This is a genomic window from Paraburkholderia sp. GAS348 (assembly GCF_050434205.1).
In the GTDB taxonomy this organism is placed as follows: Bacteria; Pseudomonadota; Gammaproteobacteria; order Burkholderiales; family Burkholderiaceae; genus Paraburkholderia.
Genome location: NZ_JBNPVT010000016.1, coordinates 108,483 through 125,394 on the forward strand (window position 1 = coordinate 108,483; position 16,912 = coordinate 125,394).

Genomic DNA, 16,912 nt, shown 5'->3' on the forward strand with positions numbered 1-16,912 from the left:
TCCGTGTGCCCTCCATACAAGCGACAGCGCCACAACATCGAGAAGTTTGTTCATGAAAATATCGTTTCCGCCGCCTGGGCGGCCGAACCGCGTATACCCACCGGGCACACCCAGTCTGCATGGTCTGGCCTCGGTCATCACCGGTGTGGTGGTGGTGTGCGCGCTGTATTTCGGCCGCGAGGTGTTGATCCCGATCACGCTCTCCGTGCTGCTCAGCTTTCTGCTCGCGCCGCTGGTGCAGGCGTTGCGGCGCTTGCACATGGGCCAGCTGCCGTCGATCTTTATCGCCGTGCTGTTCGCCCTCGCGACCTTGCTGGCCGTCGGCGGCCTGATCGGAGCGCAACTGGTGCAACTGGCGGGTGATCTGCCGCAGTATCAGGCGGCGATCGAGCAAAAGATCGAGACGGTGCAGGAGAAAACCGTCGGTCGGGCCGATTCGCTGATGAGCCGCGCCGCCGCCACGCTGCAACGCGTCGCGCCGAGCAAGCCGAGCCCGCCGCGGCTCACCGGACGCGCGGCGCGCAATGCGCCCCCGGTGCCGACACCGGTCGAAGTGCACGAGCCGTCGCCCACGCCGATGCAACTCGCTCAACGCGCGCTGTCACCGGCGATCGCGCCGATCGAGACGACCTTCATCGTGCTGGTCGTGACGATCTTCATCCTGTTGCAACGCGAAGACCTGCGCGACCGTTTGATCAGTCTGTTCGGGTCGCGCGATCTGCACCGCACTACCACCGCAATCAACGACGCCGCCGGCCGGCTGAGCCGCTATTTCGTCGCGCAACTGGGCGTGAACCTCAGCGCGGGCGCGATCATCGCCATTGGCCTCGCGATTATCGGCGTGCCGGGGGCGCTGCTGTTCGGCGTGATTGCTGCGTTGCTGCGCTTCGTGCCGTACATCGGCATCTGGATCGCCGCGATTCTTGCCGTGTTTCTCGCCGCCGCCATTCAGCCTCAATGGACCATGGCGGTCTACACGCTGATCCTGTTTATCGTGGTCGACGTGGCCGCCGGGCAAATCGCCGAGCCGCTGCTGTACGGTCATCGCTCCGGGTTGTCGCCGCTGGCGGTGGTAGTGGCGGCGATTTTCTGGAGCTGGCTATGGGGGCCGATCGGCCTCGTGCTGTCCACGCCGCTCACGCTGTGCGTCGTTACGCTGGGCCGCTACGCCGATCGTCTGAACTTCCTCACGGTGCTGCTGGGCGACCAGCCCGCGCTGACGCCGGCGCAGAACTTCTATCAGCGGATTCTGGCGGACGATCCGCATGAAGCCATCGTGCAGGCCGAGCGCCTACTGCGCGAGATGTCGCTGATCGATTACTACGACAATGTCGCGCTCGAGGGCCTCAAGCTCGCGCGCAACGATGCGATGCGCGGGGTGTTGATGCCTGAGCAACTGGCGCGAATCAATGACGCGCTGGTCGATATTGTCGAAAACCTGGAAATCGCCGACGGACTGCCGGATCGCCTGTCGCGCACGGAACCAGCCGACGCCGCCGAGGCGATATCGGCTTCGGCGACGGCTGATCTTTCGGAGCGGCCCGACGGCCACATTTCGGCACGCCCGCAGCTGCGCCATGAAAGCGAAAGGACGTCGGTGCTGTGCGTGCCTGGACGCGGCGCATTCGACGAGGTCACCGTCGCGATCGCCGTGCAATTGCTCGGGCGTCACGGGCTCGCGCCGATGATGGCCACGCATTCGGGTTATCGCAGCGCGCGAGCCGACGAACCGAGCTTCAAGGACGCGCCGATCATCTGCATCATCTCGCTCGACGCGCCGGAATCGCCGCCGTATCTGCGCAACATGCTGCGGCGCACGCGGGAATGGCGGCCAAGGGCGGCGCTGGTAGTTGGCGTTGGGGGCGCGCCCGAAGGCGGCCCGGAGATGGGCGCGACCGGCGCTTCACATGCGGCGCCGACGTTCCGCGCGATGATCGAGGAATGCCAGGTGGTGGCGAGCGTGCAGCACGCGCGGCAGACTTCGCATGCGGCTGGGGCGGACTAGCAAGGTCCACCGACACGCGTTCCGAGCCCCCAATTCCCAACCGATTCAGAGCGCACACTGCCGCGGATACAACCCCAACGTGCTCGCATGCAAGCGCGCAAGCCCAAGCAACGCGTCCGTGTACGGCGTCGGCACATCGGTAAGCTGCCCCAGTTCACGCACCGCGGCCACCAGCGCATCGAGTTCGACCGCCTTGCCCGCCTGCACGTCCTGCAGCATCGAGGTTTTCATCGCGCCGAGTTTGAGCGTGACCTCGTGGCGATCCGCCGGCGCCTGCTCGATCGGAATACCGAAGCGCGCGCCGATCTCCTTTGCTTCCAGCATGATGCTCGTGACGAAGTTGCGCACCAGTTCGTCGCTGAGAATCCGGTCGGTGGTCGCGCCGGTGATGGCGCTGACCGGATTCATCGTCATGTTGCCCCACAGCTTGTACCAGACGTCGCGCTGAATCTGCTTCGACATCGACGCATTGAAGCCTGCTGCGGCCAGCATGGCGGTGAGCGTTTTGACGCGTGCGCTCGGTTGCCCCGACGCCTCGCCGACGATCAGCCCGTTGCCCTGATGATGCCTGATGACGCCAGGCGATTCGATCAGACAGCTGGCATGCACCACGCAGCCCACCGTCTGTACGGTCGGAATCGCAGCGGCGATCGCGCCGTAAGGATCGATCGACTTCAGCCGCTTGCCGGCGAAATCGCGGCCGAGTCCGTCGCAGAACCACCATGGCACGCCGTTCATCGCTGTCAGCACGGTCGTCTGCGGGTTCAGCAGCGGCGCGATGTGCGCGGCCACCGACGCCATTGCCGGACCTTTGACCGCCACCACGACGAGATCCTGAACGCCGAGATCCGCCGGCTGTTCGCTCGCTTTCACCTTCAAGGTGTGCGTCACGCCGCCTTCGATCAGACGCAAGCCATGCTGCTGCAAGGCACTGAGCGTTGCGCCGCGCGCCACCACGCTCACGTCGTGGCCGGCCTGCGCGAGTTTCACCCCCATCCAGCCGCCGATCGCGCCTGCACCGTAGATTGCTACTTTCATCGCTTCAATCCTTGCTTTAATCCTGGGATCAATCCGCACCTCATATTTCGCGCTAGTCCTCGCATTAATCCTTATAGCTCGCGTCGATGCGATCCACGCGCCGCACCAACGCGTCGAACACATCCTGCCCCCCACCGTGACGCGGATCGAACTGCAACGAGTCGCGCGAGCAGCGGATCGCCACGTCTTCCGGCACCGGCCGCGCGCGGCCCATCGAGAACGTGGCCATCTGGATTTCGCATGCGCGGTTGAGCGTCCACAGAATAGCGAAAGTCTGCGGCAACGTGCGGCCCCATGCGAGCAGGCCATGGTTGCGCAAGATCACCGCCTGTTTGTCGCCGATATGTTCGAGCAGACGCGGCCCTTCTTCCGCATGCACCGTGATGCCTTCGAAGTCGTGATACGCGATGCGGTCATGCAACTGTGCGCTATAGAAGTTGGTTTGCTCCAAGCCGTTTTCGAGGCATGCCACCGCGACGCCGGCCGTGGTGTGCGTGTGCATCACGCAGTGCGCATCGGGCAAGCCTTCGTGAATTGCCGCATGCACGACGAAACCCGCGGGATTCACCGGATACGGCGAGTTGTCGAGCACGCGTCCTTGTGTGTCGATCTTCACGAGATTGCTCGCCGTCACTTCGCTGTAGTGCAGGCCAAATGGATTGATCAGGAAGTGGCGCTCGCCGCCGCTCACGCTCGCCGGCACGCGCAACGTGATGTGGTTGTAGATCATCTCGGTCCAGCCGAGCATATCGAAGATGCGATAGCACGCGGCCAGTTGCACGCGCGCGCGCCATTCGTCCGGATGCATCGCGGCGGCCTTCGGCGGGCTCGCCGGCTGCATTTCAAGAGTCGTCATCAAGGTCTCCGTTGTTATCGCTCGCGAACGTTCGCTGTCGTTGGCTACGTTCGGCCGTTGCGAGTAACAGCCGCTATGCGAAGCCGTTATGCGCCCGCCACCACCGCCGCGATCGACGACGCCACATAGCCGGCATTGCGCGCATTCAAGCCTGCGACACACATGCGTCCCGAACGCAGCACATACACCGCGTATTCGCTGCGCAAACGCTCGACCTGAGCTTCACTCAAGCCCGTGTACGTGAACATGCCGCGCTGCGCGACGTAACGCGCGCGCATCACTTCATCGACGCGGCCGGCAAGGCCTTCGTGAATCGTGCCGCGCATGGCGAGAATCCGTTCGCGCATGGTGGCAAGCTCGGCTTCCCACGAAGCACGTAAGGAAGCGTCCGACAGCACATTGGCGACGAGACGCGCGCCATGCGTCGGCGGATTGCTGTAATTGGCGCGCACCGTCGACATCAATTGACCGAGCACGCGCGCCGCCTCTTCCTTGCTCTTGCACACCACGCTCAACGCGCCGCAGCGCTCGCCGTACAGCGAGAAGTTCTTCGAGAACGAATTGGCGGCGATCAGCGGCACACCCGCATCGGCGAGCAGGCGCACGCAGGCGGCGTCCTCCTCGAGGCCCGCGCCGAAACCTTGATACGCCATGTCGACAAACGCAATCAGCTTGCGGCGCTGCAATACCGGCACCAGTTCCGCCCATTGCGCCGGGCTCAGGTCGACGCCGGTCGGATTGTGGCAGCACGCGTGCAGCAGCACGATGCTCCGTTCCGGCAAACGGCCGATCGTCTCGATCATGTCGGCGAAACGCAGGCCACCGGTCTTTTCGTCGTAATAGGGATAGGTGTTGACCGTGAGGCCCGCGCCTTCGAACACCACGCGATGGTTTTCCCAACTCGGATCGCTGATCCATATCTGCGAGGCTGGGAAATAGCGCTTCAGAAAATCCGCGCCGACTTTCAGTGCGCCTGAGCCGCCGATGGTCTGCAAGGTCGCGATGCGGCCCGCTGCACGCGTTTCGCTGTCGGCACCGAACACCAGCGCCTGTGCTGCGTCGCGGTAGAGCGGCAGACCGGCCATCGGCAGGTAGGAGCGCGGGCCGATCGCGCCGAGCAGCGCGGTTTCGGCACGCCGCACGGCGTCCATCACCGGCAGCTTGCCGGCGTCGTCGAAATAGATGCCGATGCTCAGGTTGACCTTGTTGGGCCGCGGATCGAGTTGAAAATCCTCGTTCAGGCTCAGGATCGGGTCGCCCGGATAGGCGGGAATGTGGTCGAACATGGCAATTCCTTGAGTGGGGCCCCGCGTGTGGCTGGACTGCGGCCTGCGTATACCCTGGATGTGGGCCGTTGCAGCCTGATCGTAGCCGCGTGGGCGAGACGGAAGTCTAAGCGCGTTACCCGCTTCGCGTCGACCAGGACAAGTGTCGACCAATGGCTAGCTGCCTGCAATCAATCGTTTTTTCACGATTAGTAAGTTTTTCTTTAGAATCGCCTGATGCCACTCACGCGCGTCACCATCCGTCAGTTCGAAGCGTTTCTCGCCATCGTCGATTTGCACAGTATCGGCGCGGCGGCGGAGCGGCTTCGCCGCTCGCGCGAACCTTCGGGCTGGTGATGAAACGCATCGTCGATCCCGAGACGATCCGCGAGGTTTGCGTGTATCGCTCGACCGAACGTGCGCTGTCACCGCCTGCGGACGGTTTTGCGGAATTCATCATGCCGTGGCTGAAGCGCTGGGATCGTGAGACGCAGGCCGATGCGCGGGCGCACCTGCGTCCCAACGTCACCGCAGCACGTTCTCCCCAGACTCAAACACAGAAACGCCGCATCAGAAGCGATAGTTGATTGAGATATCGGCCACACCGGTGGCCCTGCTGTGCGTAATCGGACTATTGCCCGCGCTGCCGACCAGTTCTTCAAATGCGCCGTCGGCGGTGGCAAACCAGTGCTTATCGAACAGCCACACCGCACTAATGCCGAAGCCCACCGACTTGAATCCGGCGCTCGCGTGATACTCCGAGTATTGCGAGTGCGCCGCCTGATTCTGATTCACACCGTACCAGCTGTTCATGTACTTAGAGTCCGCGAGTGTCACGTTCGGCCCCGCGAACCAGAAGAATTTTTTCGTGCTGCCCGGCATCGGCAGATAAGCGCCGAGATCGCCGATCCAGCCGTTCGAGCCGCCGAAATAGCGCCGGACGTCGGCGCGCAGCACGAGCGGGAAATCTTTCGACACGACATATTCCCCAGAGAGTTTGACGCCTGGCGCCTGATTGATGTTGCCGAGACCGTTCAGCTCCTCCGGATCGTCATGGCCGCGACGCCCGAGATCGTAGACGGCCCCGAGACTCGCGCGCCAGTTCTGCCCTTGCGCGAAGTTGACCCCAAGGCCTTCGCCGCTGGAAAAGTAGAACAGGTCCTTATAGCGCACGTCGATGCTCGGACCGGCCATCACGTGATACCGGTCGGAGCCCTCATAACGCGGCTGGAACGACGCCGCCGCGCCGATGCGCACCTGCCATTCCGGAATCTCCGGCTGCCACATCTTCTGCAGCGGAATGCCCACGGAGTACTGCCATTCGCCCAGCGGCGAAGGGGTTTGGGCCAGGGCCGAAGCCGGCAAGACGCCGATACCGCCGAGGGTCACGGCGACCAGAGATGTTGCCGCGATGCTTGTTTGTTTATGGCGAATCTTGCCGATCCGCTTTCTACGGCTGATCAACACCAGAAGCCTCCGTTCTCGCGTATCGCGAAGGGGGTTGGGTTCTCACCCGAGGTCCGCAATGGTTTGCAAACCTCCGGGCGACCGGCGCAATGCTACGCGCGGCATGTAATTCTTTCAGCAGACGACACGCATTGCCCGACAAAATGCATTATCCGAACCCGATGCCGCCCCATAAATTGGGCATTGGTACGAACAGAGACGTGCGAAAGATTTGCCGACGCACGCTCCTTTGCAAAATGCGGGCCAGGTCGCCGGAGAGCCGGCTCGGATCGGAACAACGCAAGGACAGACCGACGGACGCAGGCAAGCGCGCCGTGGCGGTGGTGACAGGCAGAATACAGCCACAAAAAAACGTCCGGCGCCGCGCGATGCGACGCCGAAACAGGGAGATTGCCGCTTTATTGCCCCGCTTCGACCAGCACAGGCTTGTCGCGATAGAGATTCGGAAACAGGCGCTTCAGGTTGGCGACCTTCGGCATGTCGTTGATTGCGATATACGCGGAGTTCGGATGCAACGTCAGGTAGTTCTGATGGTAGGACTCGGCAGGATAGAAACCCTTGAACGGCTCGGTTTTCGTGACGATCGCCGCCGGGAAGGCGTGTGCCTTATCGAGTTGCGCGATGTAACTTTGCGCGATATGCCGCTGCGTGTCGTTCAGCGGGAACACTGCCGAACGGTATTGCGTGCCGCTGTCCGGCCCCTGCCGGTTCAACTCGGTCGGATCCTGAATCACCGAGAAGTAGATCTGCAACAACTGCCCGTAGGTGACCTTGGTGGGGTCGAACGTGACCTGCACGGATTCCGCATGGCCGGTGTCGCCGCCACTAACGGTTTCGTACTGCGCGGTGTCGCGCTGGCCGCCTGAATAACCCGACACCGCCTTTGTGACGCCTCGCACGTGCTGGAACACGCCCTGCACGCCCCAGAAGCAGCCGCCCGCGAACACGGCGGTTTCTTCGTGCGCGGTCGTGGCGGAGATCGGCTCGTCGAGTGCGGGGGGCGCAATCATAACCCCGGCTTCCGACGAGAATGCCACGCGCTGCGCCAGCAGCAGCGCCAGCGCGCCGAGCCCGACCGACAGTGCGATGGCCGCTCCGCGTGAGCGGGACGGTTTGCCAATGATGCGTTTCTCGATGTTCATGATGTTCGTCCTGATTCGATCAGCTCGTGCCGCGCGAGGCGGGCGTGAATGTTAAAGCGAGGCCGTTCATGCAATAGCGCAGGCCGGTCGGTTTGGGGCCGTCGTCGAATACGTGACCCAGATGGCTGCCGCAGCGCCGGCACAGCACTTCGTCGCGCGTCATGCCGAACGACTTGTCGGTATGCGTGATGACCGCGTGATCCAGCGGCTGCCAGAAACTCGGCCAGCCGGTGCCGCTATCGAATTTCGTCGTTGACGAAAACAGCGGCAGTGCGCAACCGGCGCACGCGAATGTGCCGGCGCGGTGCTCGTCGTTCAGCGGGCTGCTGAATGGCCGCTCCGTGCCCGCTTCGCGCAGCACGCGGTACTGCGCGTCCGTCAGGAGCTTGTGCCATTCGGCGTCGCTGTGCACGACCTCGTAGGCCGCCGCGGCGCCTGCGGCACTCATACCCGCCGCGCGTGCAGTGCGCCATGCCGCGGTGCTGCCGGCGAGCGACGCCGCGCCGATTAACCTGAAGAAACTCCGTCTGCTGCAAGCCATGATGATCGTCCCGGAAAGTCCGTACCGTTCACCCGTTCAGGCGCTGATGGCGCCGCCCGCGAGTGGTCCTGACACTTAGTCGGCCAGCAAGGGGATTTATGACAGCATGCGCGTCTTTTTACGTCATGGCTTAAGTTTCCAGCGCCGCCGCTATAAAGAAAGGTACGAGAAGTTTCGCGCCTTTCTTATTGTTGCAGCGTTACCGGCCCTAGTGCTGCGATCAAACCCTCAACCTCTCACTTAAAAACGCCACAAAAGCCCGAATCGTGACCGAGCTCTGCCGATGCTGCGGATAGACAGCATAGACAGTAGCCGCCGTAGGCAGAAACTCTTCCAACACCATCACGAGCAGGCCGCTGCCAATCGCATCATCAACAATAAACTCAGGAAGCCGAACAATCCCCAGCCCAGCGACCGCCGCATCGCGAATCAGCTCCCCATTATTAGCCCGCAGCGGCCCATGCACTTCAACCCCCTTCGAAACTCCATCAACCACAAAATCCCAACTCACCACCCCGCCATGCCCATACAACAGGCAAGAATGCCGCGCCAGATCGGCGGGATGAAGCGGCGCCCCACGCCGCCGCACATACCCCGGACTACAACACACCACCATCCTGACATCGACAAGCTTCTGCGCGATCAGCGTGGAATCCGGCAACGTGCCGATCCGGATCGCCATATCGAAGCCCTCGCCCACCACGTCGACGGTGCGATCGCTCAGCTCCATATCGAAGCGCACATCGCCATGCTCGCGCAGGAAGCTCGCCACCAATGGCGACAGATGCATCATCCCGAACGACATCGGCGCGCTGACCCGCAACAACCCACGCGGCCCGGCGCGGCGCAGCGACATGGCCTGTTCGGCGTCTTCGACCTCGCCGAGAATGCGCCGCGCACGCTCATAGAACTCCTGGCCCAGCTCGGTCACCGCCAGCTTGCGGGTATTGCGGATCAGCAGTTGCACGCCGAGCGCCTCTTCCAGCGCCATTACGCGCCGGCTGACGAACTGCTTCGACAGCGCTAGCCGCTTTGCCGCCGCGGTGAAGTTATGGGCGTCGACCGTGGCGACGAAGATCCGCATGTCATCAAGTTGCATTATATTGTCCACCCAAACGAGACAGTGTTTCTTGTTCTCATCCGATTATAGCCACCCTGATTGACCTACACTGTCGTTCATGGATCGCGGACAAACTTCTGGCCGGATCGCAAAACAGAACCAAGGAGAAATACGATGCTCGATATCAGACACGCCAATCAACGCGGCCGTGCGGAGCACGGCTGGCTCAGTTCGCGTCATACGTTTTCTTTCGCGAGCTATCACGATCAGAAGCAGAACGGTTTTTCCGACCTGCTCGTGATCAACGACGACCGTGTCGCACCAGCCCAAGGTTTCGGCAAGCACCCGCACCGCGACATGGAGATCTTTTCGTACGTGCTGGAAGGCGCCCTGGAGCATAAGGACACGATGGGGACCGGCTCGGTGATCGTGCCTGGCGACATTCAGCTGATGAGCGCTGGCACCGGCGTCGCGCATAGCGAATACAACCATTCGAAGAGCGAGCCCGTGCACTTCATGCAAATCTGGATTGCACCGGCGCGGAACGGCACCGCGCCGCGCTATCAGCAACGTCACTTTGGTGTGGACGAGAAGCGCGGCGTGTTGCGCCTCGTGTTGTCACCGGACGGTGCGGACGGCTCGCTGGAGCTGCAACAGGATGCGCGGGTTTATGCCGGTCTCTTCGATGGCGACGAAACTGCACGTCTCGAACTGGCCAGCGATCGCTATGCTTATATTCAGGTGGCGCGCGGCAGCGTCACGGTGAACGGCGTCGAGCTTGGCGAAGGCGACGGCGCCCGGGTCCGCGGCGAAGAAGCCCTGACCTTCACGCAAGGTCACGACGCGGAGGTGTTGGTGTTCGATCTGCGTAACATCGAAGTGTCGGAGTTGTGGGCTTAAGCGGCTCCATCCTGCCGATAGATCTGGCCGGCTTTAAGCGTGGCTCGCGGCATGGTTTGCAGCGAGCCGCACCCTTCCTTACCTTTTGAGAAAAATCATGCGCTATACGCTATTTGAAAACCAGAAAGACGCAGGCATTCTCGTCGCCCGCATCCTGTTGATGGTGCTGTTCGTGATGTTCGGCTGGTCGAAGCTGACCGGTTTTTCCGGCACCGTCGCTTATATGACGTCGAGCGGCGCGCCAATTCCGGAGTTGTCGGCGATCATCGCCGTGGTGATGGAGTTCGTGGTGGGCATTGCGCTGGTGGTGGGCTTCTATACGCGGCCGCTTGCGCTGCTGCTTGGAATCTATACGCTGGCCACTGCGATCATCGGCCACCACTACTGGAACATGACGGGTGCGATGCAGTACGAAAACATGATCAACTTCTACAAGAACCTCAGCATCATGGGTGGCTTGTTCCTGTTGTGCGTGACCGGGCCCGGCAAGTATTCGCTCGACCGGCGTTAAGCGCTGCACCGCGGGTATTCGATAAGTTCCACAAAAAATCCGCCCGGTATTGTCCAGGCGGATTTTTCTTTGCATGAAGCAATGCACGCTAGCCGGCAAACTGCGCCAACACGCGCTCACGAATCGCCGGCCGGATATTCGACTGCGCCATATTGCCTTGATAATGCGCGACCACACGCGGGTTCATCACGCGAAACCACAGTGGCGGCACATACGCGAGCATGATCATCGTCGCGTAACCGGACGGCAATTGCGGCGCGCCGTCGAAATGACGCAGCGCCTGATAAGAACGCGTCGGATTCGCATGATGATCGGCGTGACGCTGCAACTGGTACAGAAACAGATTCGTCACGATGCGATTGCTATTCCACGAGTGCTGCGGCTGGCAACGCTCATAACGGCCGCTCGCGAGTTGCTGACGGCCGAGCCCGTAGTGCTCCAGATAATTGACCACTTCGAGCAGCGAAGCGCCGTACGCCGCCTGAATCAGCAGAAACGGAATCGCCGTTTTGCCGAACAGCACGATCATCGCGCCCCACAGCACCGCCGTCATGGCCCACGCGTGCAGGACTTCATTGCGCCATGTCCAGGGCGACTTGCCGAGGCGTTCGAGCCGATGTTTCTCGAGGCGCCACGCCGACGCGATGCTGCCGAACACCGTGCGTGGCAGAAAACGCCAGAACGACTCGCCGTAGCGCGCGCTCGCCGGATCGGGCGGCGTAGCCACGCGCACATGGTGTCCACGATTGTGTTCGACGAAGAAATGACCGTAGGCGACCGGCGCCAGCGTGATCTTGGCGAGCCATCGCTCGAAGCCATCGGTCTTGTGGCCGAGCTCGTGCGCGGTGTTGATCGACACGCCGGTCGCCGCGCCCAGCGATAGCGCAAAGCCGAGATAGTCGTACCACGTCAGGGTGTGCGTGCCGACGATCCACAGCGCGCCGAAGAACGACACGTACTCGATGAAGGTGGCGAGATAGACCACCCGGCGGTAATAGCGCTCCCGTTCGAGCTTGGGGACGACTTCCTCGGGTGGATTGCTCGGATCGTCACCGATCAGATAATCGAGCACTGGAATAATGCCGAACACGAAAATCGGCCCGAACCACCAGAAAATATGCCAGCCGGTCTGCAACGCCAGATTGGCGGCGTGCAGCGGCAAGGTGATAGTCAGCGCACCGAGCAGCCACAGATAGCGCTTGCCGTCGACCCACCGAGCGGGGGCCGCTTGCGATGTTGCCATTGTCTCCCTCCTTGTTTTATGTCGCCTGGTATCGGCAAGCTGGTGCTTGCTGGCCAGTACGCATGCCGGCGGGACCTTGCCCGGCTCCCAGATTTATATGGCCAGACGGGCGAGATAGCCAAGGAATTGGCCCAGGTGGGAGGCTCCAAACAAAGGGGCCGTGGGTGCGGCAGCGGGGGTGGGCGTCGAGCGGGTGAATGAAACGGGTGTTTGCCAATTTGCTGCAGTGCACTTCGGGGCATGGGCTCCGCGTTCAGCGGAAATCACCGAATGATCAAGCCCGCATTGACGCGGGTCCGGTCCCGCCATAAACAAAAACGGCGGCCCGAAGGCCGCCGTCCATTACTCACATAAGCAGCACATCAAACTGTCGCTTCGGCTTCCGCTTCGCTCACCACTTCCTCTGCATCACTGCGGCGAATCAGATGATCGAAGGCGGAGAGCGATGCCTTCGCGCCCTCGCCCACTGCAATCACGATCTGCTTGAACGGAACCGTGGTCACGTCGCCGGCGGCGAACACACCCGGCACCGAAGTCGCGCCGCGTGCATCGACGACGATCTCGCCGTGCTTCGACAATTCGACCGTGCCCTTCAGCCATTCGGTGTTCGGCACGAGACCGATCTGCACGAACACGCCTTCGAGTTCGATGTTCTTCGTTTCGCCCGAACGCAAGTCCTTGTAGACCAGACCGTTGACCTTCTTGCCGTCGCCGGTGATTTCCGTGGTCTGCGCCTGCGTGACGATCGTCACATTGGCGAGGCTGCGCAGCTTGCGTTGCAGCACTTCGTCGGCACGCAGTTGTGCGCCGAATTCGAACAGCGTGACTTCACGCACGATACCCGCGAGATCGATCGCCGCTTCGACGCCCGAGTTGCCGCCGCCGATCACCGCAACGCGCTTGCCCTTGAACAGCGGACCATCGCAATGCGGGCAGTACGCCACGCCGTGGTTACGGTACTCGCGCTCGCCCGGCACATTGATTTCGCGCCAGCGGGCACCGGTCGCCAGAATGATGGTCTTCGCCTTCAGCACCGCGCCGTTCGCCAGACGCACCTCGTTGATGCGGCCCGGGATCAGCGCTTCAGCGCGCTGCACGTCCATGATGTCGACTTCGTAGCACTTCACGTGCTGTTCAAGCGCCGTGGCGAACTTCGGCCCCTCCGTTTCCGTCACGGAGACGAAGTTCTCGATCGCCAGCGTATCGAGCACCTGGCCGCCGAAGCGCTCCGCCACGACACCCGTCGCGATACCCTTACGCGCCGAGTAAATCGCAGCCGCCGCGCCCGCAGGACCGCCGCCGACGATCAGCGTATCGAACACCGGCTTCTTTTCCAGTTCCCTGGCCGCTCGCGCACCGGCATTGGTGTCGAGCTTCGCGAGGATTTCCTTCACACCGCTGCGGCCCTGGCCGAACACTTCGCCGTTCATGAACATGGTCGGTACCGCCATGATCTGGCGCGCTTCGACTTCGTTCTGGAACAGCGCGCCGTCGATCGCCACGTGGCGGATGCGCGGGTTGATCAGCGCCATCACGTTCAGTGCCTGCACGACTTCCGGGCAGTTCTGACACGACAGCGAAAAATACGTTTCGAATTGATAGTCGCCGTCGAGGCTGCGGATCTGTTCGATCACCGCATCGTCGAGCTTGACCGGATGGCCGCCGACCTGCAAAAGCGCGAGGACGAGCGACGTGAATTCATGCCCCATCGGAATGCCGGCGAAACGGATGCCCGTTTCCTTACCCGGCTCGCCGATCGAAAACGACGGTTTGCGCTCGCTGTCGCCGCGACGTTCGATCACGGCGACGCGTTCCGACAATGTCCCGATATCGTTCAGCAATGCCAGCAGCTCTTGCGATTTCGCGCTGTCGTCGAGCGAGGCGACGATCTCGATAGGCCTGCTAACCTTTTCGAGGTAGGATTTCAACTGAGTCTTGAGATTGGCGTCCAGCATGGCTATTCGATTCCGTGACGTGGGGTGTTGGATCCCGGGTGCCGCGCGCATCCGGATAGAAGGCGCGCAGCCCGGGGACGCGCGAACCGCTGTAAGAAGCGGTTCGCACGGCGGTGCGCCGTGAGGCGCTTATTGCGAGAGGCTTTTAGACCTTAGATCTTGCCGATCAGGTCGAGCGACGGGGTCAGCGTTTCAGCGCCCGGCGTCCACTTGGCGGGGCAAACTTCACCCGGGTGAGCCGCGATGTATTGCGCAGCTTGAACCTTGCGCAGCAGTTCGCCAGCGTCACGGCCAATGCCGTTGTCGTGAATTTCGGCCAGCTTGATCTCGCCTTCCGGGTTGATCACGAACGTGCCGCGCAGTGCCAGACCTTCTTCTTCGATCAGCACGTCGAAGTTGCGCGAGATTGCCAGCGTCGGGTCAGCGAGCATCGGGTACTTGATCTTCTGGATCGTGTCCGACGTGTCGTGCCATGCCTTGTGCGTGAAGTGCGTATCGGTCGACACGCTGTAGATTTCGACGCCGAGCTTCTTGAATTCGGCGTAACGATCGGCCAGGTCACCCAGTTCGGTCGGGCAGACAAACGTGAAGTCAGCCGGGTAGAAAACGAAAACCGACCACTTGCCCTTCAGGCTCTCTTCAGTGACGGTCTGGAAATCGCCATTGTGATAAGCCTGTGCCTTGAACGGTTTGACTTGACTGTTGATGATCGGCATTTACTGAGTCCTCTTTCGGAGTGGTTGGAAAGTGGAGTCAGTATGTCAGACGTTACTTAATAGGTAAAGTGGTGTGTTTTAATTATGACAATAGTTTGTCGCTATTATAACGGCTACCGATGGCTATTGCACCGCACCAATCCTCGGGTCAGTCCCTCATGAGCCGCCAAAGGGTTGTGCGGCCGATTCCCAACGCCCGGCTTGCCGCAGCGCGATTGCCGCCGGCCTGTTCGAGAGCGCGTATGACATCCTCGCGGGTGGGTGAGCGACGGCCTGAGGCGTCGCCGGCGGCGTGGGCGTGAGCCATGGCGTCATGCACGTCCGTGGCCGTCTGCCGCATCCGCCCGAATTCCGGAAACACCGTCTGTAGGTCCTGCCAGCCCTCGGCGGCCGAATCGCTCAGATAAATCGCGGCGCGCGCCAGCAGATTTTCCAGCTCCCGCACATTGCCTGGCCACGCATAGTGCTCGAACAAAGGCGTGAGGAACGCCAGCACCCGCTCGAGCGCGGCACCCGACAGCCCGTATTGGAGCGCGCTGCGGTTCAACAAATGCCGCGCCAGTTGCGCGATGTCGCCGCGTCTTTCGCGCAGCGGCGGCAATTCTATCTGGAGCAGATTCAGCCGAAAATACAGATCCGCGCGAAACACGCCCTGCTCGACCAGCGCGTGCAGATCGCGATGCGTGGCGGCAATCACCCGCACGTCGACGGGGGTCGCGCGCCCGGAGCCGAGCTTCATGACCTCACGCTCCTGCAACACCCGCAGCAGCCGGCTTTGCAGCGCTGCCGGCATCTCGCCGATTTCGTCGAGAAAAATCGTGCCGGTGTGCGCGATTTCGAAGAGGCCCGGCTTGCCGCCCCGGCGCGCGCCGGTGAACGCGCCTTCCTCATGACCGAACAGTTCGCTTTCGATCAGCCCTTCAGGGAGCGCCGCGCAATTGAAGGCGACAAACGGATTGCCGCGCCGCCGGCTGGCATTGTGGATGCCCTGCGCGACCAGTTCCTTGCCGGTGCCGCTTTCCCCGCTCAACAGCACGGTGGCATCGTGAGCCGCGCCCGCGCGCGCAAGCCGCCGCACCCGCTCGAGTGCCGCCGAGCTGCCGACCAGGTCGTCCAGATGGTGCCGCGCGACCAGATGCTTCGGCCGCTGGCTGGTACGCAGCGAGCGGTCGATCCGCTGCGCGACCAGCGCGTCCTGCACCGTGACCACCGAGCCGGAACGCAAGCCCTGCTCGACGATCGGCACACAGTTGACGATCAGCGCGCGGCCGCCGATCTGCTCGATACGCTCCTCAACCGGCATGTCGTGCCCGAGCGTCTCGCGCAGCAACGGGCCAATGGCGCGCGTCAATTGGGCCGGGACGTCCTGTTCGCGGTCGAGTCCGAGCAGATCGAGCATCGCCGGATTGACTGCTTCGAGCCGACCGGCGTCGTCGAAGGCGGCCACGCCGTCGCGCAAATGGGCGACGATCGTATTCAGGCGTACCCGCTTCGATTCCTTCTGGCGGCTCACGCGCGCCAGCTCGACCGAGCGTTCGAACGCTTCTTCGACCGCGCCCAGCGAGTACAGGAAGACGCTCTCCAGACCGGCTTGCTGGGCAAAATCGCAGGCCATGCCGGGACCGATGATGACGCTGCAGCCCTCTGCTGCGAGGCCGGCGACCGCGAGCCGCACTTCGTCGACCGAGCGGTAGGCGCGCTGTTTCAGGCCGACGTTCAGCCACGCGCTCAGGTCCGCGAGTTCGTGCGAGATGGTTTCGTGCAGGACAAGACCGATCTGCGCGCCAGGCCAGGTCGTCGTGGCGCGGGTGATTGCGCTCAGCACGTCGAAGCCGTTCACCTTGACCATCACCACCGGCACGCTCAGGTTGTCGCGCAGGTAGGCGCCGTTCGATCCGGCTGCCAGCACGACATCGACCGAACCCGCGTCCACATAGGCCTGCAGGGCCGTGACGGCGGCACCGTAACCTTCCCGGACCGAAAAGAACCGGGCTCGCCCGGTGTAACGCGGCGCGACTGTCTCGCAAAGCGATTGCAAGCGGCTGATACTGACCAAGGCAACGCCTGGGCGGCCGGGATGGGGATTGGCAAGGGACGACGTGAAAGTGGGCACCGCAACGCTCCGCTCGTGACTGGAACGTTTCATGAAACGTTTCATGGAACGTTCCAGTATTCTGCCATGAACCGCGTCACCGTTCTCTTTTCGCCTAACC

General features: G+C 62.4%; 15 protein-coding genes and 1 pseudogene. 5 read left to right on the forward strand and 11 right to left on the reverse strand.

Annotated elements, in window-relative coordinates:
* Nucleotides 1-52: 52 nt before the first annotated feature.
* Entirely contained in the window at nucleotides 53-2,005 is a 1,953-nt protein-coding gene (locus tag P3T22_RS23710; protein ID WP_429326298.1) for an AI-2E family transporter, read from the forward strand.
* 45 nt (nucleotides 2,006-2,050) lie between these two features.
* On the opposite strand, the gene P3T22_RS23715 is transcribed toward P3T22_RS23710, so the two are convergent.
* The 3 genes from P3T22_RS23715 to P3T22_RS23725 all read right to left on the reverse strand — a co-directional run bounded on the left by P3T22_RS23715 (nucleotide 2,051) and on the right by P3T22_RS23725 (nucleotide 5,185).
* Nucleotides 2,051-3,043 (reverse strand): 2-dehydropantoate 2-reductase, encoded by a 993-nt coding sequence (locus P3T22_RS23715; protein WP_429326299.1) that lies wholly within the window; start codon nucleotides 3,041-3,043, stop codon nucleotides 2,051-2,053.
* A 64-nt stretch (nucleotides 3,044-3,107) separates the two neighbouring features.
* On the reverse strand, nucleotides 3,108-3,899 hold the full coding sequence (locus P3T22_RS23720; RefSeq protein WP_063499237.1) for a class II aldolase/adducin family protein: 792 nt from the start codon (nucleotides 3,897-3,899) through the stop codon (nucleotides 3,108-3,110).
* Between the two features lie 86 nt (nucleotides 3,900-3,985).
* Nucleotides 3,986-5,185, reverse strand: coding sequence for an amino acid aminotransferase (locus tag P3T22_RS23725; protein ID WP_429326300.1), 1,200 nt, complete (start codon nucleotides 5,183-5,185; stop codon nucleotides 3,986-3,988).
* A gap of 216 nt (nucleotides 5,186-5,401) precedes the next feature.
* Between P3T22_RS23725 and P3T22_RS23730 the strand changes: the two genes are divergently transcribed.
* Both P3T22_RS23730 and P3T22_RS23735 read left to right on the forward strand, forming a co-directional pair.
* A complete protein-coding gene (locus tag P3T22_RS23730; protein WP_162493831.1) occupies nucleotides 5,402-5,521 on the forward strand; it encodes a helix-turn-helix domain-containing protein in 120 nt (39 codons plus the stop codon).
* Nucleotides 5,491-5,670, forward strand: a pseudogene (locus P3T22_RS23735) (LysR family transcriptional regulator); the annotation flags it as partial. The gene P3T22_RS23730 and the pseudogene P3T22_RS23735, both read left to right, overlap by 31 nt.
* A 64-nt stretch (nucleotides 5,671-5,734) precedes the next feature.
* Here the strand turns inward: P3T22_RS23735 and P3T22_RS23740 are convergent.
* The 4 genes from P3T22_RS23740 to P3T22_RS23755 form a co-directional block, all read right to left on the reverse strand.
* Nucleotides 5,735-6,631, reverse strand: a complete 897-nt coding sequence (locus P3T22_RS23740; RefSeq protein WP_063499240.1) for a MipA/OmpV family protein — start codon at nucleotides 6,629-6,631, stop codon at nucleotides 5,735-5,737.
* 398 nt (nucleotides 6,632-7,029) lie between these two features.
* Nucleotides 7,030-7,773 (reverse strand): peptide-methionine (S)-S-oxide reductase MsrA, encoded by a 744-nt coding sequence (gene msrA, locus P3T22_RS23745; RefSeq protein WP_429326301.1) that lies wholly within the window; start codon nucleotides 7,771-7,773, stop codon nucleotides 7,030-7,032.
* Nucleotides 7,774-7,792: 19 nt separating this feature from the next.
* Nucleotides 7,793-8,314 carry a peptide-methionine (R)-S-oxide reductase MsrB gene (gene msrB, locus P3T22_RS23750; protein WP_063499242.1) on the reverse strand — a complete coding sequence of 174 codons (522 nt, stop codon included), beginning with the start codon at nucleotides 8,312-8,314 and terminating at the stop codon, nucleotides 7,793-7,795.
* 220 nt (nucleotides 8,315-8,534) lie between these two features.
* A complete protein-coding gene (locus tag P3T22_RS23755) occupies nucleotides 8,535-9,413 on the reverse strand; it encodes a LysR family transcriptional regulator (RefSeq protein WP_429326302.1) in 879 nt (292 codons plus the stop codon).
* Nucleotides 9,414-9,548: 135 nt separating this feature from the next.
* Here P3T22_RS23755 and P3T22_RS23760 point away from each other — a divergent pair, with 135 nt between their 5' ends.
* Nucleotides 9,549-10,274 carry a pirin family protein gene (locus P3T22_RS23760; RefSeq protein WP_063499247.1) on the forward strand — a complete coding sequence of 242 codons (726 nt, stop codon included), beginning with the start codon at nucleotides 9,549-9,551 and terminating at the stop codon, nucleotides 10,272-10,274.
* A gap of 97 nt (nucleotides 10,275-10,371) precedes the next feature.
* Entirely contained in the window at nucleotides 10,372-10,785 is a 414-nt protein-coding gene (locus P3T22_RS23765) for a DoxX family protein (protein WP_063499248.1), read from the forward strand.
* 88 nt (nucleotides 10,786-10,873) lie between these two features.
* On the opposite strand, the gene P3T22_RS23770 is transcribed toward P3T22_RS23765, so the two are convergent.
* The 4 genes from P3T22_RS23770 to prpR all read right to left on the reverse strand — a co-directional run bounded on the left by P3T22_RS23770 (nucleotide 10,874) and on the right by prpR (nucleotide 16,845).
* Entirely contained in the window at nucleotides 10,874-12,028 is a 1,155-nt protein-coding gene (locus P3T22_RS23770) for an alkane 1-monooxygenase (protein WP_429326303.1), read from the reverse strand.
* Nucleotides 12,029-12,390: 362 nt separating this feature from the next.
* Nucleotides 12,391-13,983: an alkyl hydroperoxide reductase subunit F gene (ahpF, locus tag P3T22_RS23775; protein WP_429326304.1), complete on the reverse strand. Its 1,593-nt coding sequence runs from the start codon at nucleotides 13,981-13,983 to the stop codon at nucleotides 12,391-12,393.
* A 152-nt stretch (nucleotides 13,984-14,135) separates the two neighbouring features.
* Complete coding sequence (ahpC, locus tag P3T22_RS23780; RefSeq protein WP_063499251.1) at nucleotides 14,136-14,699, reverse strand: alkyl hydroperoxide reductase subunit C; 564 nt, start codon at nucleotides 14,697-14,699, stop codon at nucleotides 14,136-14,138.
* A gap of 148 nt (nucleotides 14,700-14,847) precedes the next feature.
* Nucleotides 14,848-16,845 (reverse strand): propionate catabolism operon regulatory protein PrpR, encoded by a 1,998-nt coding sequence (gene prpR / locus P3T22_RS23785; RefSeq protein WP_429326305.1) that lies wholly within the window; start codon nucleotides 16,843-16,845, stop codon nucleotides 14,848-14,850.
* Nucleotides 16,846-16,912 lie beyond the last annotated feature (67 nt).

What these genes read in the sequence shown, in the direction of transcription:
- msrA (WP_429326301.1), bottom strand. Translation starts at nt 7,773, where the DNA reads ATGAACATCGAGAAACGCATCATTGGCAAACCGTCCCGCTCACGCGGA.
- prpR (WP_429326305.1), bottom strand. Translation starts at nt 16,845, where the DNA reads ATGAAACGTTCCAGTCACGAGCGGAGCGTTGCGGTGCCCACTTTCACG.
- P3T22_RS23760 (WP_063499247.1), top strand. Translation starts at nt 9,549, where the DNA reads ATGCTCGATATCAGACACGCCAATCAACGCGGCCGTGCGGAGCACGGC.
- P3T22_RS23755 (WP_429326302.1), bottom strand. Translation starts at nt 9,413, where the DNA reads ATGCAACTTGATGACATGCGGATCTTCGTCGCCACGGTCGACGCCCAT.
- ahpF (WP_429326304.1), bottom strand. Translation starts at nt 13,983, where the DNA reads ATGCTGGACGCCAATCTCAAGACTCAGTTGAAATCCTACCTCGAAAAG.
- P3T22_RS23770 (WP_429326303.1), bottom strand. Translation starts at nt 12,028, where the DNA reads ATGGCAACATCGCAAGCGGCCCCCGCTCGGTGGGTCGACGGCAAGCGC.
- msrB (WP_063499242.1), bottom strand. Translation starts at nt 8,314, where the DNA reads ATGGCTTGCAGCAGACGGAGTTTCTTCAGGTTAATCGGCGCGGCGTCG.
- P3T22_RS23765 (WP_063499248.1), top strand. Translation starts at nt 10,372, where the DNA reads ATGCGCTATACGCTATTTGAAAACCAGAAAGACGCAGGCATTCTCGTC.
- ahpC (WP_063499251.1), bottom strand. Translation starts at nt 14,699, where the DNA reads ATGCCGATCATCAACAGTCAAGTCAAACCGTTCAAGGCACAGGCTTAT.
- P3T22_RS23730 (WP_162493831.1), top strand. Translation starts at nt 5,402, where the DNA reads ATGCCACTCACGCGCGTCACCATCCGTCAGTTCGAAGCGTTTCTCGCC.
- P3T22_RS23725 (WP_429326300.1), bottom strand. Translation starts at nt 5,185, where the DNA reads ATGTTCGACCACATTCCCGCCTATCCGGGCGACCCGATCCTGAGCCTG.
- P3T22_RS23715 (WP_429326299.1), bottom strand. Translation starts at nt 3,043, where the DNA reads ATGAAAGTAGCAATCTACGGTGCAGGCGCGATCGGCGGCTGGATGGGG.
- P3T22_RS23710 (WP_429326298.1), top strand. Translation starts at nt 53, where the DNA reads ATGAAAATATCGTTTCCGCCGCCTGGGCGGCCGAACCGCGTATACCCA.
- P3T22_RS23720 (WP_063499237.1), bottom strand. Translation starts at nt 3,899, where the DNA reads ATGACGACTCTTGAAATGCAGCCGGCGAGCCCGCCGAAGGCCGCCGCG.